The sequence below is a fragment of the Rhizobium sophoriradicis genome, assembly GCF_025200795.1.
Lineage (GTDB): Bacteria > Pseudomonadota > Alphaproteobacteria > Rhizobiales > Rhizobiaceae > Rhizobium > Rhizobium sophoriradicis.
Window position 1 is genome coordinate 2708759 of record NZ_CP104152.1, and the last position, 26944, is coordinate 2735702.

The window sequence follows — 26944 nt, forward strand, 5'->3', positions numbered from 1 at the left end:
CTGCTGGGCTCGTCATTCTCGAAGGTCAGGCTGTGGGGCAAAGAGATCATTCGGTTCACGACGGGATACCCATGCGCCGGCTTTTGTTTTGCGTTCTGCCTCTGGCCATCATGCTCGCCGGCTGTTCTTCCTCCGGTTATGACTACCTCGAAACGGCATCGATCAAGCCCAAAACGCGCTTCAAGGACACCGATCCGCAGAATTTTGGCGAAAAGCACCCGCATCGGAACGATGTGCACGGTATCGACATCTCCAAATGGCAGGGCGATATCGACTGGGCGAGCGTGAAGAATTCCGGCGTTGCCTTCGCATTCATCAAGGCGACGGAAGGCAAGGACAGACTCGATCCCCGCTTCGACGAATATTGGCGCGAAGCCCGCGCCGCCGGCATCCCGCACGCTCCCTATCATTTTTATTATTTCTGTTCCTCGGCTGACCAGCAGGCAGATTGGTTCATCAGCAACGTGCCCAAGGACGCCATGCGCCTGCCGCCGGTGCTCGACGTCGAATGGAACGGCGAATCGAAGACCTGCCGCTATCGCCCCGATCCGGCAACCGTGCGCGCCGAAATGCAGCGCTTCATGGACCGGCTGGAGGCCTATTACGGCAAACGCCCGATCATCTACACCTCAGTCGATTTCCACCGCGAGAACCTCGCCGGCTACTTCCAGGATTATCATTTCTGGGTGCGCTCCGTGGCAAAACACCCGGAAGTGACGTATTCCGACCGCCGCTGGGCCTTCTGGCAATATACTTCGACCGGCGTTGTTCCCGGCATCAAGGGGCCGACCGATATCAACGTCTTTGCCGGCAGCGCGAAGAACTGGAACAACTGGGTCGCGACCGTTTCCAAGGACAGAAATTCTTAGTAACGTCCTTCAATCTTTCTTGCTTCCGTCACATTCCTCTGTGAAAGCGACGGACATCCATTTGCTATTTTGCTATAAGGACCGCATTCATGCACCGCTCGCTCACAAGCCGCTCTGCACTCGCCCTCCTATTTGCCCTGACCTTTGCCGGCGGCGCCGCGGCCCAGCAGGCGCCTGCCGCCTCCGCCCCCTCGACAGCGCCCTGCGGCGGCGATCTGTCCGCCTTTCTTGACGGCGTCAAGGCCGATGCGATTGCCGCTGGCGCCAGTGCCGCGGCCGCCGACGAGGCGCTTGCCGGCGCCGAGATCGATCCGAAGGTGCTGAGCCGGGATCGCGCCCAGGGCGTCTTCAAGCAGACCTTCCTCGAATTCTCCCAGCGCACCGTCAGCCAAGCCCGCCTAGACATCGGCCGCCAGAAGATGAAGCAATATGCCGACGTCTTCGCCCGAGCCGAGCAGGAATTCGGCGTTCCCGCCGGCGTCATCACTGCCTTCTGGGCGATGGAGACCGATTTCGGCGCCGTCCAGGGTGATTTCAACACCCGCAACGCGCTGGTGACGCTGTCGCATGACTGCCGCCGGCCCGAGCTCTTCCGTCCGCAGCTGATCTCCCTCATCGAGATGGTCCAGCACGGCGACCTCGATCCCGCCACCAACACCGGCGCCTGGGCCGGCGAGATCGGCCAGGTGCAGATGCTGCCGCGCGACATCATCGCCTACGGCATGGACGGCGACGGCGACGGCCATGTCCGCCTGAAGCAGAGCAGCCCTGACGCCATCCTGACGGCGGCGAAATTCATCCAGCACCTCGGCTTCGAGCGCGGCCAGCCCTGGCTGCAGGAAGTCACCCTGCCCGACAATCTGCCTTTCGAGAAATCGGGCCTTGGCGGCACGATGAAGGCGAGCGAGTGGTTCGCGCTCGGCGTCAAGCCGCGCGACGGCAACACCGCTTTCGGCGATCTCGAGGGCGACCTTGTGCTGCCGCAGGGTCGCATGGGACCGGCTTTCATCGCCTACCCGAATTTCAAGATCTATCTCGAATGGAACAAGTCCTTCATCTACACGACGTCGGCCGCCTATTTCGCCACCCGGCTTTCCGGCGCCCCGACCTATCTCAAAGGCACGCCTGAACAAGGCCTCGCCAACGACCAGATGAAGACGCTGCAGACCAAGCTTCAGTCGCTCGGCCACGATGTCGGCGAGATCGACGGCATCCTCGGCTCCGGCACGCGTATCGCCATCCAAAAGGAACAGCAGCGCCTCGGCATACCGGCCGACGGCTGGGCGACGCCTGCCCTTCTCAACGCTCTCTGATCGCCTGACAATTTACCGCCACCCGCTTCGCAAGAAACGGGTGGCGCCGTTCTCCGCCTGCGCTAAGCCTGTACGAGATTTTGGAGCAAATCCAGCAAAAGCGTGCAGCGGTTTTGCGTCCGGAATTGCGTGGAAACAAAGAGCTGGAACATTTTCGTATTCGAAGAAAAACGAAAATGCTCTAGCTGGAGGACGCGGCGTGGACAGCAGAATGAATGCCTGGACGTGGGGGCTGCTGGTCCTGCTCGGCTTGATCTGGGGCGGCTCCTTCTTCTTTGCCCGCATTGCCGTCCAGCATGTGCCGCCGCTGACCCTCGTCTTCCTGAGACTGCTGCTCGCAGCGCTCGCGCTGCATGTCTATATCGCCGGCCGTCTCGACATGTATCCGATCCTCAAGGCCCGCTGGCGGGAATTCCTCATCCTCGGCATCATCAACAATGTCCTGCCGCATGCCCTGATCTTCTTCGGCCAGACCCGGATCGGCGCCGGCCTTGCGGCGATCCTCAACGCGACGACGCCGATCTGGACCGTGCTCATCGCCAATTACCTCACCTCGGACGAGAAACTCTCCTCAGCAAAGATCGCCGGCTGCCTTGTCGGCCTCGCCGGCACCATCGTGCTGATCGGCCCCAGCATCTCCACCGGCAGCGAAGCGCCGCTCTGGGCGCTGCTGCTTCCGGTGCTTGCCGCCGTCTCCTACGGCTTCGCCGCCACCTACGGCAAGCGTTTCAAGGGCGTGCCCTCCCCCGTCACCGCCGCCGGCCAGTTGACCGCCTCCTCGCTGATTGCCTTGCCTCTCTCGCTGCGCGCTGATCGCCCCTGGGAGCTTGCCGCGCCGCCGCTCGATGCGCTGCTTGCCATCCTGGCGCTGGCGCTGCTTTCGACGGCCTTCGCTTACATTCTCTATTTCAGGATCATGGCAATGGCAGGCGCCACGAACGCCTCGCTCGTCACTCTGCTGGTGCCGCCGAGCGCCATCGTCCTTGGCGTGCTCTTCCTCGGCGAGAGGCTGAGCCTTGCCGAACTCGCCGGCATGGCGCTGATCGGTTTTGGCCTCGTCATCCTCGATGGTCGCGCCTATCGCCTGCTGACGAAACCCGCCTAAAAACAGTTGCATATTCTCTATGTTTTCAACCGTTTGCGCAGCCGCCATGTTTTGGGCGCATAGGTGAATCCGAAATCGCCTGATTTAACGCCTCGTTAAAATCTGTGAACAAAATTAGGGTTACATTATCGTTTTATCTCAATGACTTGACAAAACGATCTTCGACTTATCCACCGACCGCTTCGGCAGCGCAGCATAAAATCCGCTTTTCAACCGACATATTTCAGACATAATATCAGCCAGTTAACGCGAGGAGACAGACATGGGACTCACGCAATCCTTGAATGTTCTGTTGGTCAGTGCAGCGTTCGCTTTCGTCTTATCCATGCTCTTCATCTGAGCCTGGATGACGGACGCGTAACGTTGATAGTGCCTAAACTCCCCTGATCAATCCGCCAATGAAAAAGCGCATGTCCCGCCCGACATGCGCTTTTTCACTTTTGAGCGGAGACCAAAGATCAGGCAGCGGCGCCGGCGCTCTTTGCCGGGCGGCGGGAGAAGCCGAGATTGTCGAGCACGGCGGAGACCAGCGGCGCGCGGTTCATCGTATAGAGATGGAACTCATCGATGCCGCGCCGGACGAGATCCTCGATCTGCTCGGCCGCGACTTCGGCAGCAACCTTCGCCCGCTCCTCGGGCCTATCGTCGTAGCCCGCGAAACGCTCATCTAGGAAAGCGGGAATGATCGTGCCGCAAGCGCCGGCGAAGCGCTTCAGCTGCGTCAGGTTCTGGATCGGCATAATGCCCGGCACAACAGGGATAGAGATGCCGGCAGCACGCACCCGCTCCAGATAACGCTCGAAATTGTCATTGTCGAAGAAGAACTGCGTCAGCGCCCGGTCGGCGCCGTTATCGGCCTTGCGCTTCAGCATCTCGATGTCAGCGGCCGTATCGCGGCTTTCCGGATGCTTTTCCGGATAGGCGGAGACCGAGATCTCGAAATCGCCGATCTCCTTGAGGCCGGCCACCAGTTCGGCTGCATTGGCGTAGCCGCCGGGATGCGGCTGGTACGGAGCGCCCGCACCGCCGGGAGCGTCGCCGCGCAACGCCACGAAATGCGTCACGCCGGCGTTGCGGAACGTGTCGATCACCTGATGCGTCTCGTCCTTCGTCGCGCCGACGCAGGTCAGATGCGAAGCCGTGGCAAGCGGCGTCTGCCCCAGGAAACGCGTGACGGTCGACAGCGTCGGCGCCTTGGTGGTGCCGCCGGCGCCGTAGGTCACCGAGACGAAATCCGGGTCCCAGTCCTGCAGCTTGCTGACGGTTTCCCAGAGCTGGCCTTCCATCTCCTCCGATTTCGGCGGGAAGAATTCGAAGGAGATCCCGATGTTGCGCCCGCGTGCTTGGTTTTTCAAAGCCATGTCATACTCTCCCGGCAAATGTAGGTTCGGCGCCTTCGCTTAGTTGCGAAGCCATGAGGCGCCTCGGATCACGCGCGAGCCAGACGGTGACCGTCAGCTCCTGCCCGCTCTGCTGACCCGGATGAAGATCGACGACCTGCTCGACATCGAGCCCGGCCTTGCGCAGCCAGTCGGACATCGCCTGGTGCGAAAAGCCGAGACGGACATGCGCATGCTCGTCGCGGAGATATTCGAGCGTGTGCGGCGCAAGGTCGATGACAACGAGCCGGCCGCCCGGCCGCAGCATGCGCGCCGCTTCCGCGATGGCAATCTCCGGCTGGTCGAAGAAATGCAGCACCTGATGGATCGTCACCAGATCGAAATCCTGTCCCTCGAACGGCAGGTTCAGAATATCGGCGTGGCGCACGGTGGCCTTGGTGATGCGGGACTTGTCGAGATTGGCGCGAGCCACACTCAGCATGTCGCGGCTGGCATCGACACCGATGGCGCGGCGGTAGAGCCCGGCCAGGAGTTCGAGGATACGGCCGGTGCCGGTGCCGAGATCGAGTAATGAATCGATCGGCTGGTTGCCAAGCAGTCGGATGACGGCGGCATCGACTTCCTCATCGGCCGCATGCAGGCGGCGAAGTTCGTCCCATTCCGCGGCGTTGCGGCTGAAATAGGCCTGCGCCCGCTCGGCCCGTTGTCGTTTGACCCCCGACAGCCGCTCGCCGTCACGAAGAACGGTCGGATCGTTTTCGGAGACATGTTTCAGCAAGGCCCGCACCAGCATTGCCGCCTTGCCCTCCTGCTTGAGGCGGAAATAGGCCCAGGCGCCTTCCTGGTAGCGCTCTATCAGTTCCGCCTCACCGAGCAGCTTCAGGTGGCGGGAGATGCGAGGCTGAGATTGCCCGAGAATTTCGGTCAGATCGGTCACCGTCAGGTCGCCGGCGTCGAGAAGCGCCAGAAGACGCAGACGCGTCGGCTCGCCGGCCGCCTTCAAGACGTCCACCAGCCCATCCAGTCCAAGCTTCAAAGGTTCGCTCATCATCGGCCCAATCAAGATATAAAGATATCTTTATGTGATTTGAAAAGCGGTGGCAAGCGGCAATTCGCACTCTCCGCGAAATTGCCTGCTCAAATTGCGACAGGGCCAGATACGAAAAAGCCCCGGCCGAACCGGGGCTTTCTCAATCGAAAAGAGAGACGATCAGCGCGTCAGACGCTTATGGGCCTGGCTCCCCGGGTTGAGGGCATCGGGGCCGAGGCGGCGGACCTTGTCCTCTTCATAATCCTCGAAGTTGCCTTCGAACCATTCGACATGGCCCTCGCCTTCGAAGGCGAGAATGTGCGTCGCCAGACGGTCGAGGAACATGCGATCGTGGCTGATGATGATGGCGCAGCCGGCGAAGTTCTCCAGTGCGTTTTCCAGCGCGCCCAGCGTTTCAGTGTCGAGGTCGTTGGTCGGTTCGTCGAGCAGCAAAACGTTGCCGCCGGCCTTCAGCATCTTGGCGAGGTGAACGCGGTTGCGCTGGCCGCCGGAGAGATTGCCGACCTTCTGCTGCTGATCGCCGCCCTTGAAGTTGAAGGCGCCGCAATAGGCGCGCGAGTTCATGTCGAACTTGCCGAGCTTGATGATTTCGGCGCCGCCGGAGATTTCCTCCCAGACCGTTTTGTCGCCGGCAAGCGCATCACGGCTCTGGTCGACATAACCGAGATGCACGGTCTCACCGATGCGGATCGAACCGCTGTCAGGCTTTTCCTGGCCGGTAATCATCTTGAACAGCGTCGTCTTGCCGGCGCCGTTCGGGCCGATGACCCCGACGATGCCGCCCGGCGGCAGCTTGATCGACAGGTCGTTGATCAGCGTGCGGCCCTCGAAGCCCTTGGTGATGCCCTCCATCTCGATGACCACCTGGCCGAGCCGTTCGCTGACCGGGATGATGATCTGCGCGTCGCCGGGACGCTGCTTTTCGGCGGCATCCACCAGCTGCTCATAGGACTTGATGCGGGCTTTGGACTTGGCCTGGCGGGCCTTCGGGCTGGAGGCGATCCATTCTCGTTCGCGGCTGATCGCCTTTTGGCGCGAGGCCTCCTCGCGACCTTCCTGCTCCATGCGCTTGGCCTTCGCCAGCAGATAGGCCGAATAATTGCCTTCGTAAGGGATGCCGCGGCCGCGGTCGAGTTCGAGGATCCATCCGGTGACGTTGTCGAGGAAGTAGCGATCGTGGGTAATCATCATCACCGCGCCTGGATAGTCGCGCAGATGCTTTTCGAGCCAGGCGATGGTTTCGGCGTCGAGATGGTTGGTCGGTTCGTCGAGCAACAGCAGATCCGGCTGCGACAGCAGCAGGCGGCAGAGCGCGATACGGCGGCGTTCACCGCCGGACAGGCTGGTGACATCGGCGTCGCGCGGCGGGCAGCGCAGGGCTTCCATCGCCATCTCGACCCGGCTTTCCAGATCCCAGAGGTTCTGGCTGTCGATGATGTCCTGCAGCTTGGCGCCCTCTTCCGCGGTCTCGTCGGAATAGTTCATCATCAATTCGTTGTAACGATCGAGGATCGCCGTCTTCGAGGCAACACCTTCCATGACGTTTTCGAACACCGTCTTGTTCGCGTCGAGACGCGGTTCCTGCTCGAGATAGCCGACCGTGGCACCCTCGGCCAGCCAAGCTTCGCCGGTATACTCCTTGTCCTGGCCGGCAATGATGCGCAGCACAGTGGATTTACCGGCGCCGTTCGGCCCGAGGATGCCGATCTTGGCATCCGGGTAGAAGGAAAGGTGGATGTTCTCCAGGATCTTCTTGTTGCCATAGGCCTTGTTGAGGCCGGACATATGATAGATGAATTGACGTGCCATGCTGCGCTGCTCCGGGCGGGAAACTTCGTTTCGTGCCGCTATGTAGGCGAAACAGCGCCTGTGGGCAACGCCGAAACCCGGTTTAGGCAGGATTCCGGTCAGAAGCCCGCCGCATCCACGACACCTTCATCGCAGCCGAAAGAGGTCTTTCCCGCCCCCTGGATCAGATCGGCAAGGCCGGCGCTTTTCGCCGACGCCGATCCGGCAGCCTCCGAAAGCCCGATCGTCAGGCCGCTGATCATCTTGACATTGCCGGCCCGCCGGCAGCTCATCTTGACGCGGTCGCCGGCGCCCGGCCCGAAGCTCTTGTCGAAAGCCGCCTTGATCGCCTCGGCCTTGACCGGTTTGCCGATATTGGCAGCGAAAAGCTCGCGCACCGCCGACGCGTTGAGCCCACCCAAGAGATGCACGCCGACGCCAAAATAATCCTCGGCGCTCATTTTCGTGCAGGTGCCGTGCTTCGTCCATTCATGCCGTTCCAGGCCGGACTGCGTGCCGGGCATCGCCTTTACCAGCGCCGCCTGCGTCTCGGCGGAAAGCGTGACCTGAGGCAAGCTAGCCCATTTGCCATCCTTGTCAGCGGCCTTCTGATCGTCGCTGACGCCGCAATAATTCTGCCGCATCGGCCAAAGCCCGTGCAGCGAGAAGTTCGTCGCGTCATGGCGTTCGCCGGTCTGGCTTGCGCATTCAGCCTTCTTCTGGTTCGTCTGGCAGAAGGCGGGCTGCCAGCTCGCCGCAAGAATGAAACGGGTGCGCCCGTCGGCCTGCTGCGCCATGGCGGCGCCGGCAAGGGCCATCGATACGGCGAATGTCAAGGTACGCAACTGCATGCTGCTCATTTCAGCCCCCATAGAAGAACAATGCAGGAACAGATAAGCACAAAGAGTAAACGTCAGCAACCCTGAATCGCAATATTCCTGTAATTTGTTATCAATTGCGTCAAACGATTTAAAGTCACACCAAGGACGCTTTGTCACTTTGAGTTGAAGCATAATTGCTCAAATCGATTTCGCTTTGCGGAATTATGCGCTAGCGATCTGCTCTGCGGCTGGAAGGATCCGAATGTTTTCTGAAACGCAATGGCTCTCCGTGCCGGGAGCATCGCTGGCCTATCACCATGCCGAGGCCAGCGGCCCCGCATGCGGCATTCTGTTGATATCGCATGGCCTGGCGGAGCACTCGAAGCGGTATCGCCGCTTTGCCGAGGCGATGGCGGCGCGCGGCTATCACGCCTATGCCCATGATCACCGCGGCCACGGTGAGACGACGGCGCCGGATGCCCCGATCGGCCGCTTCGCACGACGCGATGGCGTCGAACGGGTGATCGGCGACATCATTGCCATGCGCGCTCACGCGGCCTCGCGCCATCCCGGCCTGAAGGTCATCCTCTTCGGCCATTCGATGGGCGGTCTCATCGCGCTCAATACCGCCGTCACCGCTCCGGCCGACTTCGACGCTGTCGCCGTGTGGAATTCCAATTTCGCCGTCGGCCTTGCCGGCCGCGCGGCCCAGGCGATCCTCACCGCCGAGCGCATGCTGAAAGGCTCGGACGTGCCGAGCGGCCTCCTCCCGAAACTCACTTTCGCCGCCTGGGGCCGGTCCATCGCCGACCGCCGCACGGAATTCGACTGGCTTTCGCATATTCCCGAGGAAGTCGACAAATATGTCGCCGACCCTCTTTGCGGCTTCGACGCCTCGGTTTCGCTCTGGCTCGATGTCTTCGAACTAACCTTTCGCGCACCGCAAAGGATCCATCTCGACCGGCTGCGGCGCGACTTGCCGATCCATCTGGTCGGCGGCGCAGAAGATCCGGCGACCGAGCGTGGAAAAGCCGTAGCCTGGCTGTCAAACCATTTGAAAGGCCAGGGCTTCTCCCGTATCAGCACTGAGATATATCAGGACATGCGGCACGAAACGCTGAATGACACCGGCGCAGATGCAGCCATTGCCGCCTTCGCCGACTGGTGTGACGGCGCGGTCGGCAAGAGCCGGAACGGCCAAAATCCCGGATAACGAGAACCCCATCATGAGTAGCACCTCCGCCCGGCCCGTTTCATCCCCCTCCGACGTGACGATGGGGCTTGCTCTGATGTTTCTTTCGGTAATGTTCTCGCCGCTCATCGATATCTTCGCCAAACTTGCCGTCGTCACCATCCCCTCCGCCGAGATCACCGCCGGCCGCTTCGCGGTGCAGGCGCTTTGCATGCTGCCGATCGTGATATGGCGGCGCAGCTTTGCCGATTTCTCATGGCGCCAGAGCCTGTTCCATGCCATCCGCGGCGCGATCATCACTATCTCGATGATTTCCTTCGTTACCACGCTGAAATACATGGCGGTCGCCGATGCGATCGCGATCTTCTTCGTCGAGCCGATCATCGTGACGATCCTCGGCGGCATTTTCCTGAAGGAAACGATCGGCTGGCGGCGCTACACCGCCTGCGGCGTCGGCTTTTTCGGGGCGATGCTGATCATCCAGCCGAGTTTCAACGAAGTCGGCTACATTGCGCTCCTGCCCGTCCTCAGCGCTCTCTGCATCGCCATTTTCGTATTGATGACCCGCGTCCTGTCGCACAAGGAAGATCCCTGGGCCATGCAGTTCCAGATGGGCATCTGGGGCCTGATCTTCTGCGCCATCCTGCTTCTTGCCGGCGAAGGAAGCGGCTCCGACATCTTCGATCCCGTCATGCCGGCAGGCAGCGCCTGGTTCTATGTCACCGGCGTCGGCGCCATGGCCGCGATAGCGGGCATCTTCGGCGTCTACGCCTATCGCGCCGCACCGGCTTCGACGCTGGCGCCGCTGCAATATTTCGAGATCGTCTCGGCGACGATCTTCGCATGGCTTGTTTTCGGCGACTTTCCGGATGCGATAAAATGGCTCGGCATCATGATCATCATCGCCTCCGGCATCTACATCCTTTGGCGCGAGCGCCGCTTTGCTTCCAAACCCGTATCCGATACATCTGAGGTGACGCTGGCGCCGTAGATTGCCCGGGAGGACCATGACCGAGAGCCTGACGAAAAAGCCGCCGCTTGCCGGCATCCGGGTGATCGAGCTCGCCCGCGTGCTGGCCGGCCCTTGGGCGGGACAGATGCTCGCCGATCTCGGCGCCGATGTCATCAAGGTCGAAAATCCCGACGGCGGCGACGATACGCGCCAATGGGGCCCGCCCTTCGTCGAAGGTGCCGACGGCGAAAACCTCTCAGCCGCCTATTACCACGCCGCCAATCGCGGCAAACGCTCCATTGCCGCCGACCTGAAAAGCCCAGAAGGCCGGGATCTCGTCCGCCGCCTGGTCGCCACAGCTGACGTGGTGATCGAGAACTTCAAGCTCGGCGGGCTCGCCAAATACGGGCTCGATTACCAGAGCCTGCGCAGACTGAACCCGAAGCTCGTCTATTGCTCGATCACCGGCTTCGGCCAGACCGGCCCCTATGCCAGCCTCGCCGGCTACGATTACATCGTTCAGGGCATGTCCGGCTTCATGTCGATCACCGGCGAGCCGGACGGCCAGCCGATGAAGGCGGGTGTGGCGATCGCCGATATCTTCACCGGCATCTATGCCGTTTCGGCGATCGAGGCGGCCCTGATCCATGCCTTGAAAACCGGCGAAGGTCAGCTCGTCGACATGGCGCTGCTCGATGTGCAATCGGCCGTGCTCGCCAATCAGAACATGAACTACCTCGTCTCCGGCGCCGCACCGACCCGGCTTGGCAACGCCCATCCGAATATCTCGCCCTATGAGGTCGTGCCGGCGGCCGACGGCTACCTCATTCTTGCGGTCGGCAATGACGGCCAGTTTCGCCGCCTCTGCACCATACTCGGCCTCGAGACGATCGCCGACGACGAACGTTTCGCCACCAATAGGGCGCGGGTCGGCAATCGGGCCGAGCTGCGCCGGCTCGTTTCGACCGAAACGCTAAAATGGCAGAAGGCGGATCTGTTGAGGGCCTGCGAAGAGAATAGTGTCCCTGCCGGCGCGATCAATACGATCGAGGAGATGTTCGCCGATCCGCAGGTGCGCGCCCGCGGTCTGCGCATCGACCTTGCGGATGCCGCCGGCACGCTCATCCCGGGGGTCAGGACGCCGGTGGTGCTGTCCGAGACGCCGCTGCATTATGTCAGGCCGAGCCCCCGCCTCGACGAACACAGGGAAGACATACTGGCGGAGCTCGCCGAGCGTGAGAGAAAGGCATCGTCATGAAGAAGACCGGTGGGGAACTGATCGTCGAGGCGCTGAAGGCCAATGGCGTCAAACGCCTCTCCTGCGTACCCGGCGAGAGCTTTCTTGCCGTTCTCGACGCCCTGCGCGACAGCGATATCGATGTCCTCGTCTGCCGCCAGGAGGGCGGAGCGGCGATGATGGCGGATTGCTGGGGCAGGCTAACCGGCGAACCCGGCATCTGCATGGTCACCCGCGGCCCCGGCGCCACCAATGCGTCTGCCGGCCTGCATATATCAAGACAGGATTCGATCCCGATGATCCTCTTCATCGGTCAGGTGCAGCGCGAAGCCCGCGAGCGCGAGGCGTTCCAGGAGGTCGAGTTCCGCCGCGCTTTCACCGAATTCGCCAAATGGGTGGGCGAGATCGACGATGCCGCCCGCATTCCCGAGTTCGTCACCCGCGCCTTTGCGATCGCAACCTCCGGCCGCCCCGGTCCCGTGGTGCTGACGCTGCCGGAGGATATGCTGCGCGACGAAGTCGAGGCGCCCCGCGCCAAGCGTTACACGAGCATCGAGGCGCATCCCGGCCGCAGGCAGGTCGACGATTTCTATATAAGACTGCTGAAGGCCGAGCGGCCGATGGTAATCCTCGGCGGCACGCGCTGGGACGCCGATGCCGTCGCCGATTTCGCAGGCTTCGCCGAGCGTTTCCAATTGCCGGTCGGCTGCTCCTTCCGCCGGCAGATGCTCTTCGATCATCTCCATCCCTGTTACGCCGGCGATGTCGGCATCGGCATCAATCCTGTCCTCGCCAAGGAGATAAAGGAAAGCGACCTGCTGATCCTTCTGGGCGGCCGCATGTCGGAAATGCCGTCCTCGTCCTATACGCTGATCGATATCCCCTACCCCCAGCAATCGCTGGTGCATGTCTATCCCGATCCTTCCGAACTGGGACGCGTCTACCGCCCGGATCTCGCCATCTGCGCCACTCCTTCCGATTTCGTCGCCGCACTCGCCGATCTCGAAGCACCGGCCGAGCCGCACTGGGCGGAGCGCACACAGCGCATGCACCAGGCCTATCTTTCCTGGTCGAAGCCGCCGGCAACCGGCCCGGGCGCGGTTCACATGGGCCCGATCATGGAGTGGCTGGAAGCCAACACCGGGCCGGAGGCGATTTTCACCAATGGCGCCGGCAACTATGCCACCTGGCTGCACCGCTTCCATCGTTTCCGTCGCTTCAACACCCAGGCCGCCCCCACCTCCGGCTCGATGGGCTACGGCCTGCCGGCGGCGGTAGCCGCCAAGCGGCTCTTTCCCGAGCGCGAGGTCATCTGCTTTGCCGGCGACGGCTGTTTCCTGATGCACGGTCAGGAATTCGCCACCGCCATCCGCTACGGCCTGCCGATCATCGCAATCGTCGTCAACAACGGCATCTACGGCACGATCCGCATGCATCAGGAGCGCGAATATCCCGGCCGCGTCAGCAGCACCGATCTCACCAATCCCGATTTCGCCGCCCTTGCCCGCGCCTATGGTGGTCACGGCGAGACGGTGGAGCGGACGGAGGAATTCGCCGCAGCCTTCGAGCGGGCGCGCGACAGTGGCAAGCCGGCGATCATCGAAGTCAAACTCGATCCTGAGGCGATCACGCCGACACGCACGCTCTCGGAAATCGCGCAAACAAAAAGCCGGTAGGCCCGTGACCGGCCCCCATTCGGGTTGGTCACGCACCTACCGGCTTTCATACAATCCTGCGGCGATCTCAGTCGATCGCGGCCGTGACGATGAACTCGACCTTGTATTTCGGCGCAGCGAGCTTGGCTTCGCTGGTGGCGCGGGCCGGCGGGTTGGCCGGATCGATCCAGGCTTCCCAGGCGGCGTTCATCTCGGCGAAATAAGCGATGTCGGAGAGATAGACGAGGGTCTGCAGGATCTTCGACTTGTTGCTGCCAGCCGCGGCCAGCAGGCGGTCGACTTCGGCAAGCGAGGAGTTGCACTGATCGGTGACGCTTTCGCCCTCGCCGACCTGGCCTGCGAGATAAACCGTGTTGCCGTGAATGACGGCGCCGCTCATGCGCGCGCCGACGTCGATACGCTTAATGCTCATCATAGTCTCCTGAGTGAATGGAAGGTGACGGCGCTGCGGTTCAGCGCCGGAAAATCGGCAGCCGGACCGGAACCTAGCTGCGGATATGGTGGGTCTTCTGGTAGATCGCCGTCGAGCGGGCGCCGGAGCGGCAATAGCCGAGCATCGGCCGCGGGAATTCGTCGAGTGCATCGACCATGCCCTGCACCGCCTCCTCGGTCACGCCCATCGGCCCAACCGGCACATGAGTGATCTCGAGGCCGAGTTCCCGCGCGCGCGCCTCGATGACCGAGAATGAGGTCTGATCGGGGCTCTCATGGTCGGGGCGGTGGCAGACGATCGATTTGAACCCCAGCGCCTTGATCTCGTCGAGGTCCTCGAGCGTGATCTGGCCCGAAACCGAATATTCATCGTCGATCTGGCGAATATCCATCGTCCTGTCTCCTCATAAATCCTGGGCTGAAGGTCTACGACGGAGGCTGGCGAGCGTCAACAACACTTCACTCACAGGAAGGCAAAGCTCAGCAAGTAGCTGCGGCTTTCGCCGGGCGCCAGCATATTGAATTCGCCGGCCGCCTCGAGCTCGTCACGCAACACCCAGCGATGCGAGACCGGCTCGATTCCAATAATCTGGGCCGGCGCCTTCTGGTTCCGCCAGACCTGCAGATAGGGCAGCGTGTCGGCGCCAAAGCGCACACTGAGCGTCCTGCCGCCGATCGCGGCGATCGGTCCGAGGCGAACCTCCGCCAAGCCCGCCTCCGTCGCCGGCGCCGGCACGCAGAAGATGCCGCCCGGCTCCTCGCCGAATGCCCAGGGGAAACCGCCATTCTCTAGCATCCGCCCTTCGAGCCGCGTGCCCGCGTCGAGCCATTTGCCGCCGGTGTTGATGTGATACATCAGGAAGGTCGGCACCGTTCGGTCGCTGATATTGACGACCCGGTCCTCCAGCCGCACTTCGCCGGTGGCCCCGTCGATCCGCCATAACCGCTCGATGCGCTGCGGCAGTCCCTCGACGGTTACAATGTCGATATCGGCGCGGCATTCGGCATTGCCGTTTTCGTATTTCGTCCACAGCACCTTGGCCGCATGGCCGGAGGCCGATCCGTGCAGCGGATAGACCTTGCCGTCGGCCCGGCCGGCAATCGGCTGGCGATGGCGGATATGATCCGGCCCGCAAGTGAAGAGGAAGCCTTCGAGCGAGTGATCGATTCGCGGATCGCCGTCATCGGGAATGGCGCGCTTCGGGGCGATGTCGACGCCTTCGACGATGCATCCTGCGATATCCAGAACCGAAGTTTCATCGAGCATCAGGCGCGGCCCGCTTGCGGCGGCAAATTCGATCATTCGGGTCTCCTCAGGGATTTATCGGCCGCCGTAGGGTTAGGTTTCGCACCGCCATTCGTCAATCCGCGCCGTTTCCATCTTGTGTTTTTGCCGCAACCATGGATTTTGCGGAACTGACGCAGAGACGCAAACGTTTATGAGTAAAAGGAAATCTTAGGGATTTTCATATTTTGTTCAGCACGGTTTCAGAAATTCCACACTAGCGTCAAAATTCGCGCGTGTGTGTCGGCCCAGTCACTGTTCGAGGTGTGAGACGTGAATCGCTTTTTGAAGTCGGCATTTTCGCTTGCGGCCCTGCTGGCAGCCGTTGCCGTTGCAGCGCCGCAAGCCGGCGCGCAGCAGTTTCGTGACCGCCGGCAGAGCGACGTCGTCCTGGTCACGCCAACCGGCGAAATCCTCGACTATGTCCCGCGCGGCTATATCTATGCCCGCGACCGCAGCGGCAATCGCGTGCTGATCGACGACTACGGCAATGTCGTCGCCACCGAGATGCGCGCCCGCGGCTACTACCCGCCGCGCCCCGGCCCGAGCGAGGTCTATCCCGACCAGAACGGCAACGATCCCTATTATGCCGACGACAATTCCTATGGCGATACGCGTTATTCCGAACGCGGAGCCGTCACCGGCGGTATTCCGCGAGACGCTGCGATCGAACGCCTGCCGCTCGGCGAGGAGCCCTATCCAGACGACAACAGCATCGGCAATCCGCAATCGGGCGACGATTACGCCTCGATCGATCCCGACCAGCAGATTCCGCCTGCCGACGCGCCCACGACCGCACCCGACGAACCCGTGATCACGCTGAAGAACAAGTCGAAGCCAGAGATCGTCGCGCTGCAGGTCTTCCTTGATCGCGCCGGCATCTCGCCCGGCGTCATCGACGGCCATATGGGCTCGAACGTCACCAAGTCGATCTATGCCTATGACCAGATGACCGGCTCGAAGCTCGACCCGAACGACACCGACGCCATCCTCGAAGAACTGCGCATGAACGGCGGTCTGCCGGTCGTCAGCTACACGATCACGCCGGCCGATGCCGCCGGTCCCTTCGTCGCGGAGATCCCGGAAGACTATTCGCACAAGGCTCTGCTGCCGTCGCTGGCCTATACATCGACCACCGAGATGCTGGCCGAGCGCTTCCACATGGACGAGGCCTTCCTCAAAGAGATGAACCCCGGCGCCGATTTCAGCGTCCCCGGCACGGTCATCAAGGTCGTCAATCCGGGCGAGCCGAAGAGCGGCGAGGTTGCCCGCATCATCGCCGACAAGGGCCGCAAGCAGGTCTTCGCCTATGACGGCGCCGGCAATCTCATTGCCGCCTATCCGGCATCGATCGGCTCCACCGACACGCCCTCCCCGTCGGGCACCGTGACTGTCGAACGCGTCGCGTTCAATCCCGGCTATACCTATAATCCGAAGATCAATTTCCAGCAGGGTGCCAACGATAAGATCCTCAACATTCCGCCCGGCCCGAACGGCCCCGTCGGCACCGTCTGGATGGCGCTTTCCAAGCCGACCTACGGCATCCACGGCACGCCCGAGCCCTCGAAGATCGGCCGCACCCAGAGCCACGGCTGCATCCGCCTGACCAACTGGGATGCGACCGAGCTTGCCAAGATGGTCAAGCCGGGCGTGACAGTCGAATTCGTCGACTGAACCATTCCGACAATAACGCGACAAGGCCGCCGGATCGCTCCGGCGGCCTTGTCGTTTCATGTGGGAGATTTCAGGCGGCCGAGCGGACCATGGGGCTCGTTGCGGAGGCGGATGCCGTCAGCCGGACCGGCAGCTTGCTCATCATCTCCTCGGCGAAACAGATGGCGTTTTCGCGGGCCTTGTCCAGATTGCTGACGCGCGAGGGGTCAATCGTGTGCAGCGTGCCGCCGCAGTCGAAGATGTCCCGGAAGGCGGAGCGCTCAACGATCGCTGTGTCGAGCACCGGCACATGGCGTTCGCTGAGCAGCGACTTGACGAGCTGCAGCGCCCGGGTCGTCACCATCGAATTGACGCGGGTCAGCACCACCGAATGGCCGATCTTGATGCCCGCTTTCTCGTCCAGATACTGCAGCAGTTCGAGCACCTGGGCGCCACCGCGCGCATCCATCGCACAGCCCTGGATCGGGATCAGCACATGGTCGGAAAGGCCGATGGCGGTGGCAAGCAGCGGGTTGCGCGCACCCGGCAGGTCGACGATGAAATAATCGGTATTGTGCTTATTCTCGCTGATATGCTGCGGCAGCGAAGCGGTGGTCACGAAATCGATCACCGAAATATTCGGCACGTGACCTGATATTTCGTGCCAGCGCGAGATCCAATGCTGCGGGTCGGCATCGAGAATGGTGATGCGGAAACCCTTGCGGGCAAGCTCGGTCGCGAGCAGCAGAACAGCGGTCGTCTTGCCGGCGCCGCCCTTGGTGTTTGCGAATGTGATGACGGGCATGTTCGGTCCTCGGAAGGAAATGGTGCGAGCCGGAATTGCTCTTTTACGCACCATCGGAGAGCATTGTGCGGTTAATCCATCCTTTCTAATCATGGTTAACAAATTCTAAACACGCGCGGCAAAATTGCAGCTGGTATTTTTCACATCCCTAAAATTCAGAATGTCCCCGAGATTGACAAAGCCCGGAAAGCTAAAGCATGTCGCGCAAAAGTGTGCAGCGGTTTTGCGGCAACGACATGCGCAAAAACAAAGAACTAAAGCGCGAGAGGCGATCTGAAAGATTGCGACGCGCGCTTTAAGCTCTCCGGGCTAATCTGCGGGATAGCTACTCTGATCTCAGAAGCAGTCCCTAAACAGCGTCTTGGTATTTTCGAGCGTCATGGCAACCGGGTTGCCGCCGGCACTCGGATCCTCGATCGCCATGGCCGACAATTCGTCGATGCGGTCGGAGGCGATTCCCATTGCCGTCAGCGTTTCCGGCACGCCGAGATCGGAGCGAAGCTTCAGCACATAATCGTAGAAGCCGTCGAAACCGCCCGAAATGCCGAGGTAGGCGGCGGCCCGGCCGATCTTCTCCTCGATCGCCTTGCGGTTGAAGCGCAGCACCGCCGGCATGACAACCGCATTGGTCATGCCGTGATGAGTGTTGTAAACGGCGCCGATCGGGTGCGACAGCGCATGGATGGCGCCGAGCCCCTTCTGGAAGGCGACCGCGCCCATGGCGGCGGCGGCCATCATGTTGGCGCGGGCTTCAAGATCGGTGCCTTCCCTGTAAGCGCGCGGCAGGAATTCCTTGACGAGCCGCATGCCTTCGAGCGCGATGCCAGCCGACATCGGATGATAGAAGGGCGAGGAATAAGCCTCCAGGCAATGGGCGAAGGCGTCCATGCCGGTGCCGGCCGTGATGATTTTCGGCATGCCGACCGTCAGTTCCGGATCGGAGATGACGACTCCAGGGAGGAACTTTGGATGGAAGATGATCTTCTTCACATGCGTGACGGAGTTGGTGATGACGCTGGCGCGGCCGACTTCCGAGCCGGTGCCCGCCGTCGTCGGCACCGCGACGATCGGAGCAATGCCCTCGAGGTTGGCGCGCGTCCACCAGTCGCCAATATCTTCGAAGTCCCAGACCGGCCGGGTCTGGCCGGCCATGAAGGCGACGCACTTGCCGAGGTCGAGGCCGGAGCCGCCGCCGAAGGCGACGACGCCGTCATGGCCGCCGTCCTTGAAAGCCCTGACGCCGGCCTCGAGATTCTTCTCGTTCGGGTTCGGATCGACATCGGCAAAGATCGCCCGGCCGAGGCCGGCATCTTCGAGGATATCGAGCGCGTTCTTGGTGATCGCCATCGAGGCGAGGCCGCGATCGGTGATCAGCAGCGGCTTTTTGATGCCGAGGCTCTTGCAGGCGCCGGCCAATTCCTTGATGCGGCCCCGGCCGAGCTTGACCGATGTCGGATAGCTCCAGTTTGCGGTGATGTTGCTGCTGCTCATGCTGTGACTTTCTTCAGGTGGAAGGATTTCGGACGGGTCAGATTCTGGAAGCCGATGATCGACAGCGAGCCGCCACGGCCGGTCTCCTTGACGCCGGTCCAGCAGAGCGCCGGATCGAGATAATCCGCGCGATTCATGAAAACGGTGCCGGTTTCGATTTCGCGGCCGAGCCGCGATGCCCGCTCGGCATCCCTCGTCCACAGTGAAGCCGTCAGCCCGTACTGGCTGTCGTTCATCAAAGCGAGCGCCTCCTCGTCACTCTTCACCTTCATGATGCCGACCGCCGGGCCGAAGGTCTCCTCGCGCATGAAGGCCATGGAATGATCGACATCGACGAGGACCTGCGGCGCGAGGTAGGCGCCGCCGTCATCCTGTGGGAAGAGCTTCGGATCGACCAGCGCCTTGGCGCCCTTGGAAACCGCGTCGGCGATTTGCTCGCGCACCACCTTGGCGAAGCGCTTGTTGGCCATCGGCCCGAGCGACGTTTCGGGATCTAGCGGATTGCCGAGCTTGTAATTCGATACCCAGGCAACCGATTTCTCGACGAAGGCGTCGTACAGAGACTCGTGCACATAGACGCGTTCGATGCCGCAGCAGCACTGGCCTGAATTGTAGGTGGCGCCATCCATCAGCGTATCGACGGCCGCCTCGAGATCGGCATCTTCCATGACGTAGCCCGGATCCTTGCCGCCGAGTTCGAGGCCGAGACCGGTGAAGGTGCCGGCAGCCGCTCGCTCCATCGACCGCCCGCCTTCCACCGATCCGGTGAAATTGACGAAATTGAAGCTGCCGGCGGCAATCAGCGCCGAGGTCGTTTCGTGATCGAGGAAGACGTTCTGGAACACGTCCTCAGGCACACCTGCTTCGATAAAGGCCTGCACCAGCCTCTCGCCGACCAGCAGCGTCTGCGAGGCATGTTTCAGCACCACCGTATTGCCGGCCATCAGCGCCGGCGCGATCGTGTTGATCGCCGTCATATAGGGGTAGTTCCAGGGCGCGACGACGAAGACAACGCCATGTGGTTCACGCTCGATACGCCGTTCGAACCGCTCGCTTTCCTCGACGACGAGGGGCGCCAACGCATCGGCCGCAATCGAAGCGACATAGTTGGAGCGCTCGTTGAAGCCCTTATATTCACCGCCATACTTGATCGGCCGGCCCATCTGCCAGGCTAGCTCCGGCACGACGGTGTCGGACATCTCGTTCAGCCGCGCGGCACCCTTCAGCACGAGTTGCACGCGCTCTTCGAGCGGCCGTTTCGCCCACGCCTTCTGCGCCTTGCGGGCGCGCAAGACAACTTCCTTGGCGGCGTCGAGCGAAAGTGCCTGACGCTCCGCGTAAACCGATCCGTCGACCGGTGAAATGCATTGGATCATTGCCATGATCGATTTCCGTCCTCGTATTGTTCAAAAATTTCGTCGAGGCCCATAGCCCCTCATCCGCCTGCCGGCACCTTCTCCCCGCTCGCGGGGAGAAGGGGGATAGCAGCTGCCTCTCTGTCCCCATCGACCTCTCGTGTGGCAAGTCCCCTCTCCCCCTATTACGGGGGTCCGAAGGACGGGTCGAGACCCGCGGCTCGACCCCGGTCGGTTAGGGTGAGGGGCAGACAATCCGCAATCCCGTACTAAGCTCTTTCGAACCCGCGCGCCACTTCCCAATCGGTGATGCGGCGGTCGTATTCTTCCTGCTCCCATTCGGCAGCGCGGGTGTAATGGTCGATCACCTCGTCGCCGAAAGCTTTGCGCAGCATTGCCGATTCCGTCATCGCTGTCGTCGCCGCCCGCAGCGTGCGCGGGATTTCGCGAATGTCCTTGCCGCCATAGGCGTCGCCGACGAAGGGAGCCTCGAGCTCCAGCTTGTTCTCGATCCCGTCGATGCCGGCGGCAAGAAGCGCGGCGAAGGCGAGGTAAGGATTGAGATCGGAGCCGCCGACGCGGCATTCGATGCGGATGCCTTTGGTCTCCTCGCCGCAGAGGCGGTAGCCGGCGGTGCGGTTGTCCTTGCTCCAGATCGCCTTCGTCGGTGCGAAAGTGCCGGCCATGAAGCGCTTGTACGAATTGATGTAAGGCGCCAGGAAATAGGTGATCTCGCTCGCATGGGCGAGAAGCCCGGCAACGTAATTATGCATCAGCGGCGACATGCCGTATTTGCCAGCATGGTCGAAGAACAGCGGTTTTTCCTCAAGGCTCCAGAGCGACTGGTGGATATGCGAGGAACTGCCGGCGGCATTGTAGTTCCACTTGGCAAGGAAGGTGATGGCCTTGCCCTTCGACCAGGCGATCTCCTTGCAGCCGTTCTTGATGATCGCGTGGCGGTCGGCCATGGCGAGTGCGTCGGCATAGCGCACATTGATCTCCTCCTGGCCGGCCGAGGCCTCGCCCTTGGAGTTCTCGACCGGAATGCCGGCCCCCTGCAGCCCGGTGCGGATCGCCCGCATCACCTCCTCTTCCTTGGTGGTCTGGAAGATGTGGTAGTCCTCGTTATAGGCGCTGGCGAGCTTGAGGTTGCGGTAGCCGGAGGCATGCGCCGCCTCATAGCTCTGGTCGAACAGGAAGAATTCGAGCTCGGAAGCCATGTAGGCCTTCATGCCCATGTCCTCGAGGCGTTTCACCTGCTTCTTCAGGATCGCCCGCGGCGAATGGGCGACCTCCTCATGTGTGTGATGGTCGAGCACGTCGCAGAGCACCAGCGCCGTGCCCTCAAGCCAGGGGATGCGGCGCAGCGTCGCCAGATCCGGCTTCATCGTATAATCGCCGTAACCCTTTTCCCAGCTCGTCGCCTTGTAGCCGGAGACGGTCTCCATCTCCATGTCGGTGGCAATCAGATAGTTGCAGCTGTGCGTTTCCTTCCAGGCGCTCTCGACGAAATATTCCGCCTGGAACCGCTTGCCCATCAGCCGGCCCTGCATGTCCACCTGGCAGGCCAGAACCGTATCGATGCGCCCTTCGGCAACATCCTTCCTGAGATCGTCGATTGTGTAGCTGCTCATGATTGATCCGCCTGAAACTGGGATTGAGAAAATCGGGCAACGAAATCGCATGCGCTCGACCGGACACTGCGGCCCGATGCCATTTCGTTGCCCGGTGGCTGGGCCGCCGAGGCGGCCCAGCCATTCAGAGGGAAGCTTCGATGCTTAGCGTTCGCCGCTTTCGCCGACGGCCGCTTCGGCCGCAGCTATTTCGGCCTGGCGCTTTGCCACTTCGGCGCCGATCGGCGGCCCCTTGAAGCGGCGGCTCTCGAAGCCGAACCAGACGATCCCGGTGACCACGAGGAAGCCGACGGTGATATAGAGCGCCCATTCGTTCGGCGGCTGAATGCCGAGAATGAAGATCAGGATCATCGCGATGATCGTCAGCACCGCAAACAACTTGAAGACGCCCTCGCCGAGGTTCCACGGGCCCATCTTGTCCCATTTCGACGTACCCCAGGCGAATAGGCCGAGTGTGATCGGAATCGCGAAGGAGAAGAACAGGAAGATGACCGTGCACGAGACGACGATCGTATAGACCGGCGTTTCACCGATCGTGACGAGCGAAGAGCCCCAGACGAACAGCACCGACAGGATCGAGCCGGTCCAAATCGCAGCAACCGGCGTGCGGTACTGCGGGCTGACCTTCGACAGCGCCTTAGACGCCGGCAGGCCGCCGTCACGCGAGAAGGCGAAGATCATGCGGGAGACCGAAGTGACGGTGGCAAGGCCGCACAGCCACTGGCTGATGAAGATCGCGAGATAGAGGAGGTCCTTGACAACAGGGTTGACCTGGCTGTCCATCGCCCAGAAGAACACGTTCCAGCCCTGTTTTGCCGCGTCGTCCATGTTCGGCAGCATCAGCACGAAGGCGCACAGCATGATGTAGCCGAAAAGCGCCGACCAGAGCACCGAGGCGACCATGCCGCGCGGCACCGACTCGGCGGCCTTGACCGTCTCTTCCGACGTATGTGCCGAAGCGTCGTAACCGGTGATGGTGTAGATCGGCAGCAGCAGGCCGAGAAGGAAGACCCAGGCGCCCGAATTGGAGGGCCAGACGTTGCCGCCGGCTTCACCGGAATAGTTGGCGAAGGTGAAGAGACGGCTGATCTCGTAGGAGGGCGCCGCGATGAGGCAGACGGCCGCCAGAGCGATCGACGTCGCGAAGATGAGATAACCCGAAAAGTCGGTCAGCTTCGCGGTCAATCCGATGCCCATATGGTTCACCAGCGCCTGCGCGCCGGTGATGATCACCAGGAAGATGATGCGCACCGTCGTCGAATCGGTCAGCCCGAGATAGCTGGTGCCGAACGACCCCATGAAGAAATAATAGGTGCCGACATTGATGGCGCCGAGCACGGTGACGAGGCCGAGCAGGTTGAACCATGCGGTCAGCCAGCCGGTGAAGCGGTTGCCGAGGATCGAGCCCCAGTGATAGAGGCCGCCGGCCGTCGGATAGGCCGAGCTGATCTGCGCCATGGCGACGGCGAAGACGAGCGAGATGAAGCATCCCACTGGCCAGCCGATGCCGATGGCCGCTCCGCCGGCACCGGAGGTCGCCTGCGCCAGCGAATTGATGCCGCCGGAGAGAATGCAGATGATGGAAAATGAGACGGCGAAGTTCGAGAACGAGCTCATGCGTCGTTCGAGTTCCTGGGCATAGCCCATGGAATGCAGGATGTGCACATCCTGCTTCTTGTCCAGTTCGGAATAATCCGACATGACTTCCCCCTGTTCACGATCGGCCGCGGGATTGCGGCCCGGTTCAGTGCCAATTGCCCGCGGCATTTGCGCCGTGCGGACGTTCGCAGTTAGACTGCTCCCTCGGGTCTTCTTTTTTATCAGGCATCCAGGCTTTGCTGGAGCAGCCCTTTTAGATAGTCGGCCATGACCCCTTGGCCGACATCGTCTGCGATGAGGTCGTTGCGGACCTCGATCATTACATTGCGCAAGCCGTTCGAAAGCCCGTGCAGGATCAGCGTGTGGGTCACGCCATCCTCGGGTCCGTAAGGCTGGTTGCGTTCCGTCCTGTAAAGCGGCGCCTCGGCCGCAGTCTTCAGCATCAGGTCAGCAAGGCGGCTGTCCTCATCGTGCAATATGCCGAGCTCGACCGCGCGATCGCGACCGTGATAGACCGGTGTGAAGCTGTGGATCGTCACGATGACGCTGTCCTGCCCCCTCGCCCGCCGATCGCGGATCAGCCCGCGAACGGCGTCGTGAAAGGGCACGTAGAGCGCGTCGGTGCGCGCAAGCCGTTCTTCGGCAGTCAGATCCTTGTTGCCGGGAATGGCATAGATCTCGCTTCTCTCAGGCATAGCCCCAGGCGAGTTCGGCGGCCGGTTGCAATCGTAGATGAGCCGGGAGAAACGCTGGTAGACGAGCGTCGCATCGAGCCCCTGCGATATGCCGCGGGCGACTGAAAGCGCCCCTGGATCCCAGGCAATATGGCTCGCGAGTGCTTCGCCTGGCAGGCCAAGATCGCCGAAATGGACGGGAAGCGTGTTCGAAGCATGCTCACAGACGAGCAGCACCGGGCTCCGGCCGCCGGCGCGTTCGATCCCGACGCAATCGCCGTCGGCTTCACTGAGGATTTTCGGCCGGGCCAGCACCAAAGGCACCACTCCTTAACAAATTCCTTATAGAAAAGAATTCTTCAGGTTCCGACGAGTGTCAAGCATTCCCTGAAAATTTCTTTTCATGACAGTAGTTGACATGGATTGTGACAGCGTTGTTAACTTCGATTGGGAAAATGGCGCCAGACCATCCCGGGGAGCAATCAAGTGACAGTTGCGTCGAAGACGGTTTCGGACGTCATACACTCGCATTTCGGGCTGTTGACGCGTGCTGAAAAGCAATTGGCCGAAAGCCTTCTCGACAATTATCCGGTTTCCGGCCTCGGCAGCATCACCACGATCGCCGAGAATGCCGGGGTCTCGACGCCGACCGTCGTGCGCATGGTGCAGAAGCTCGGTTTCAAGGGCTATCCGGACTTTCAGGCGCATCTGCATCTGGAGGTCGAGGCGACAATATCGAACCCGATCGCCAAGCACGATCGCTGGGCGCAGAACGCGCCGGGCACCCATATTCTCAACCGTTTCGCCGATGCCATCATGGGCAATCTGCGACAGACGCTGACCGATCTCGACACTGCGACCTTCGACAGCGTCGCTTCGCTGCTTTCCGACCGCAAGCGCGGCCTCTATTTCGTCGGCGGCCGCATCACCGGTGCGCTTGCCGAATATTTCTTCACCCATATGCAGGTCATCCGGCCGGCGACGACGCTGCTGTCAGCGAATTCCAGCAGTTGGCCGCAATATGTCCTCAACATGAACGCCGGCGACATTCTGATCATCTTCGACATCCGCCGCTACGAGCAGGAGATGGTGAGCCTCGCCACCGCCGCCCGAAAACGTGGCGCCGAAATCGTCGTCTTCACCGATCAATGGGGTTCACCCGCCGCCAAACTTGCCCGCCACGCCTTCCGCGTCCGGATCGAAGCGCCCTCGGCCTGGGATTCCTCCGTCGTCACTCTTTTCATCGTCGAGGCGCTGATCGAGGCCGTTCAGAACTCCACCTGGGATGAGACGAAGGAACGCATGAAGACACTGGAGGGCTTGTTCGAGCAGAGCAAACTCTTCCGCAAACCGGGCTAGGAGGACAAGACCAAGGGAGGAAAAACAATGGCGGATTTTGCGGAAACAGACCGCGCTGTCGCAAATGAAACATCTGTCACAAGCGCCTGCTATTCATGCAAAACCACCGTCATGCAGCCGTCACACAAGCTTCATGTAAGCTCATTAACAGCATCGCCAGACACTGAAAACCCGAAGGAGAACAACAGTGATCTCTAACATTTCTCGACTGCTGTCGCTTTCTACTGCGATCATCGTGGCTTCGACCGCGATTGCCGCAGCTGAACCGAGCGCAGAACTTATCGCCGCTGCCAAGAAGGAAGGCACGCTGACCACGATCGCTCTTCCGCACAGCTGGTGCGGCTATGGCGACGTTATCGCCGGCTTCAAGGCCAAGTACGGTATCGAAGTCAACGAGTTGAATCCGGACGCAAGCTCGGGCGACGAAATCGAAGCTATCAAGGCCAATAAGGGCAACACCGGCCCGCAGGCCCCCGATGTCATCGACGTCGGCCTCTCCTTCGGCCCGTCCGCCAAAAAAGACGGCCTGATCCAGCCTTACAAGGTTTCTACCTGGGATTCGATCCCGGATAGTGCCAAGGATGCCGAAGGCTACTGGTACGGCGACTATTACGGCGTTCTCGCGTTCCTTGTGAACAAGGACCTCGTCAAGGAATCGCCGGCCGACTGGCCAGATCTGAAGAAGAGCGATTATGCAAACAGCGTCGCGCTCGCAGGCGATCCGCGCAGCGCCAACCAGGCTGTTCAGGGCGTTTATGCAGCTGGTCTCTCCGCATCCGGCGGTGACGCGGCCAAGGCGGGCGAAGAGGGTCTGAAGTTCTTCGCCGAGCTCAACAAGAACGGCAATTTCGTACCTGTCGTCGGCAAGGCTGCGCCCTTCGCACAGGGCTCCACGCCGATCATCATCGCCTGGGACTACAATGCGATGTCCTGGGGTGAAAGCCTGAAGGGCAATCCTCCGTTCGAAGTCGTCGTTCCGAAGACGGGCGTCGTCGCCGGCGTTTACGTCCAGGCAATCTCCGCCTTCGCTCCGCACCCGAATGCTGCCAAGCTCTGGATGGAATATCTCTATTCCGACGAAGGTCAGCTCGGTTGGCTGAAGGGCTATTGCCACCCGATCCGCTTCAACGATCTTGCCAAGAATAACAAGATCCCGAAGGAACTGCTCGACAAGCTGCCGCCGGCAGCAGCCTATGAAAAGGCTGTCTTCCCGACGCTCGAAGAGCAGGCCGCCGGCAAGGAAACCATCACCAAGAACTGGGATAGCGTCGTCGGCGCCAACGTTAAGTAAAATCCGATCCGGCCTCCCCGCC

Annotated in this window: 23 protein-coding genes; 10 read left to right on the plus strand and 13 right to left on the minus strand. The window is 61.5% G+C overall.

The genetic code is table 11. The annotated features are described in order from the left end of the window. Positions 1-71 precede the first annotated feature (71 nt). The 3 genes from N2597_RS13505 to N2597_RS13515 all read left to right on the plus strand — a co-directional run bounded on the left by N2597_RS13505 (position 72) and on the right by N2597_RS13515 (position 3287). The gene (locus N2597_RS13505) at positions 72-869 is read left to right on the plus strand and encodes a glycoside hydrolase family 25 protein (protein WP_038690157.1); all 798 of its coding nucleotides are present in this window, start codon (positions 72-74) and stop codon (positions 867-869) included. A gap of 89 nt (positions 870-958) precedes the next feature. Next, entirely contained in the window at positions 959-2182 is a 1224-nt protein-coding gene (locus N2597_RS13510) for a lytic murein transglycosylase (protein WP_038690159.1), read from the plus strand. A 199-nt stretch (positions 2183-2381) separates the two neighbouring features. Then, entirely contained in the window at positions 2382-3287 is a 906-nt protein-coding gene (locus tag N2597_RS13515) for a DMT family transporter (protein ID WP_183597198.1), read from the plus strand. A 458-nt stretch (positions 3288-3745) separates the two neighbouring features. Here the strand turns inward: N2597_RS13515 and metF are convergent, their stop codons facing one another. From metF to N2597_RS13535, 4 genes are all read right to left on the minus strand, one after another. Beyond that, the gene (metF, locus tag N2597_RS13520) at positions 3746-4648 is read right to left on the minus strand and encodes a methylenetetrahydrofolate reductase [NAD(P)H] (protein WP_096770422.1); all 903 of its coding nucleotides are present in this window, start codon (positions 4646-4648) and stop codon (positions 3746-3748) included. Position 4649: 1 nt separating this feature from the next. Continuing rightward, the gene (locus tag N2597_RS13525; RefSeq protein ID WP_183597196.1) at positions 4650-5675 is read right to left on the minus strand and encodes an ArsR/SmtB family transcription factor; all 1026 of its coding nucleotides are present in this window, start codon (positions 5673-5675) and stop codon (positions 4650-4652) included. 162 nt (positions 5676-5837) lie between these two features. Continuing rightward, complete coding sequence (ettA, locus tag N2597_RS13530) at positions 5838-7487, minus strand: energy-dependent translational throttle protein EttA (protein ID WP_077993048.1); 1650 nt, start codon at positions 7485-7487, stop codon at positions 5838-5840. 98 nt (positions 7488-7585) lie between these two features. Next, positions 7586-8326 (minus strand): ribonuclease T2 family protein, encoded by a 741-nt coding sequence (locus N2597_RS13535; protein WP_009989543.1) that lies wholly within the window; start codon positions 8324-8326, stop codon positions 7586-7588. Positions 8327-8549: 223 nt separating this feature from the next. On the opposite strand from N2597_RS13535, the gene N2597_RS13540 reads away from it, so the two are divergent. Genes N2597_RS13540 through N2597_RS13555 form a run of 4 tightly spaced genes read left to right on the plus strand, consistent with a single transcriptional unit; the run spans position 8550 to position 13344 of the window. Then, the gene (locus tag N2597_RS13540; protein ID WP_077993053.1) at positions 8550-9500 is read left to right on the plus strand and encodes an alpha/beta fold hydrolase; all 951 of its coding nucleotides are present in this window, start codon (positions 8550-8552) and stop codon (positions 9498-9500) included. Positions 9501-9513: 13 nt separating this feature from the next. Continuing rightward, on the plus strand, positions 9514-10470 hold the full coding sequence (locus N2597_RS13545) for a DMT family transporter (protein ID WP_077993055.1): 957 nt from the start codon (positions 9514-9516) through the stop codon (positions 10468-10470). A gap of 16 nt (positions 10471-10486) precedes the next feature. Next, complete coding sequence (gene caiB, locus N2597_RS13550; protein WP_077993057.1) at positions 10487-11689, plus strand: succinate--glutarate CoA-transferase; 1203 nt, start codon at positions 10487-10489, stop codon at positions 11687-11689. Further along, positions 11686-13344, plus strand: a complete 1659-nt coding sequence (locus N2597_RS13555) for a thiamine pyrophosphate-binding protein (RefSeq protein ID WP_077993059.1) — start codon at positions 11686-11688, stop codon at positions 13342-13344. Before caiB ends, N2597_RS13555 begins: the two co-directional genes overlap by 4 nt. 67 nt (positions 13345-13411) lie before the next feature. Here N2597_RS13555 and N2597_RS13560 read toward each other — a convergent pair whose 3' ends face one another. The 3 genes from N2597_RS13560 to N2597_RS13570 form a co-directional block, all read right to left on the minus strand. After that, on the minus strand, positions 13412-13756 hold the full coding sequence (locus N2597_RS13560) for a RidA family protein (RefSeq protein ID WP_009982628.1): 345 nt from the start codon (positions 13754-13756) through the stop codon (positions 13412-13414). 73 nt (positions 13757-13829) lie between these two features. Continuing rightward, positions 13830-14168 carry a protein tyrosine phosphatase family protein gene (locus N2597_RS13565; RefSeq protein ID WP_012484529.1) on the minus strand — a complete coding sequence of 113 codons (339 nt, stop codon included), beginning with the start codon at positions 14166-14168 and terminating at the stop codon, positions 13830-13832. Positions 14169-14239: 71 nt separating this feature from the next. Next, the gene (locus N2597_RS13570) at positions 14240-15079 is read right to left on the minus strand and encodes a DUF4432 family protein (protein WP_183597194.1); all 840 of its coding nucleotides are present in this window, start codon (positions 15077-15079) and stop codon (positions 14240-14242) included. A gap of 255 nt (positions 15080-15334) precedes the next feature. On the opposite strand from N2597_RS13570, the gene N2597_RS13575 reads away from it, so the two are divergent. Then, the gene (locus tag N2597_RS13575) at positions 15335-16735 is read left to right on the plus strand and encodes a L,D-transpeptidase (RefSeq protein WP_096770414.1); all 1401 of its coding nucleotides are present in this window, start codon (positions 15335-15337) and stop codon (positions 16733-16735) included. Positions 16736-16805: 70 nt separating this feature from the next. Here N2597_RS13575 and N2597_RS13580 read toward each other — a convergent pair whose 3' ends face one another. The 6 genes from N2597_RS13580 to N2597_RS13605 form a co-directional block, all read right to left on the minus strand. After that, a complete protein-coding gene (locus N2597_RS13580) occupies positions 16806-17519 on the minus strand; it encodes an AAA family ATPase (RefSeq protein WP_038690185.1) in 714 nt (237 codons plus the stop codon). A gap of 336 nt (positions 17520-17855) precedes the next feature. Further along, entirely contained in the window at positions 17856-19010 is a 1155-nt protein-coding gene (locus N2597_RS13585; protein ID WP_077993065.1) for an iron-containing alcohol dehydrogenase, read from the minus strand. Continuing rightward, positions 19007-20392 (minus strand): aldehyde dehydrogenase family protein, encoded by a 1386-nt coding sequence (locus tag N2597_RS13590; protein WP_039621060.1) that lies wholly within the window; start codon positions 20390-20392, stop codon positions 19007-19009. Before N2597_RS13590 ends, N2597_RS13585 begins: the two co-directional genes overlap by 4 nt. Before the next feature lie 242 nt (positions 20393-20634). After that, the gene (locus N2597_RS13595; RefSeq protein WP_183597192.1) at positions 20635-21999 is read right to left on the minus strand and encodes a glutamine synthetase family protein; all 1365 of its coding nucleotides are present in this window, start codon (positions 21997-21999) and stop codon (positions 20635-20637) included. Positions 22000-22143: 144 nt separating this feature from the next. After that, positions 22144-23700 (minus strand): amino acid permease, encoded by a 1557-nt coding sequence (locus tag N2597_RS13600; RefSeq protein WP_077993109.1) that lies wholly within the window; start codon positions 23698-23700, stop codon positions 22144-22146. Positions 23701-23819: 119 nt separating this feature from the next. Beyond that, entirely contained in the window at positions 23820-24590 is a 771-nt protein-coding gene (locus tag N2597_RS13605; protein ID WP_077993070.1) for an N-formylglutamate amidohydrolase, read from the minus strand. 168 nt (positions 24591-24758) lie between these two features. On the opposite strand from N2597_RS13605, the gene N2597_RS13610 reads away from it, so the two are divergent. Beyond that, positions 24759-25631, plus strand: a complete 873-nt coding sequence (locus N2597_RS13610; protein ID WP_077993073.1) for a MurR/RpiR family transcriptional regulator — start codon at positions 24759-24761, stop codon at positions 25629-25631. A 187-nt stretch (positions 25632-25818) separates the two neighbouring features. Next, positions 25819-26922 (plus strand): ABC transporter substrate-binding protein, encoded by a 1104-nt coding sequence (locus N2597_RS13615; RefSeq protein ID WP_009995026.1) that lies wholly within the window; start codon positions 25819-25821, stop codon positions 26920-26922. Positions 26923-26944 lie beyond the last annotated feature (22 nt).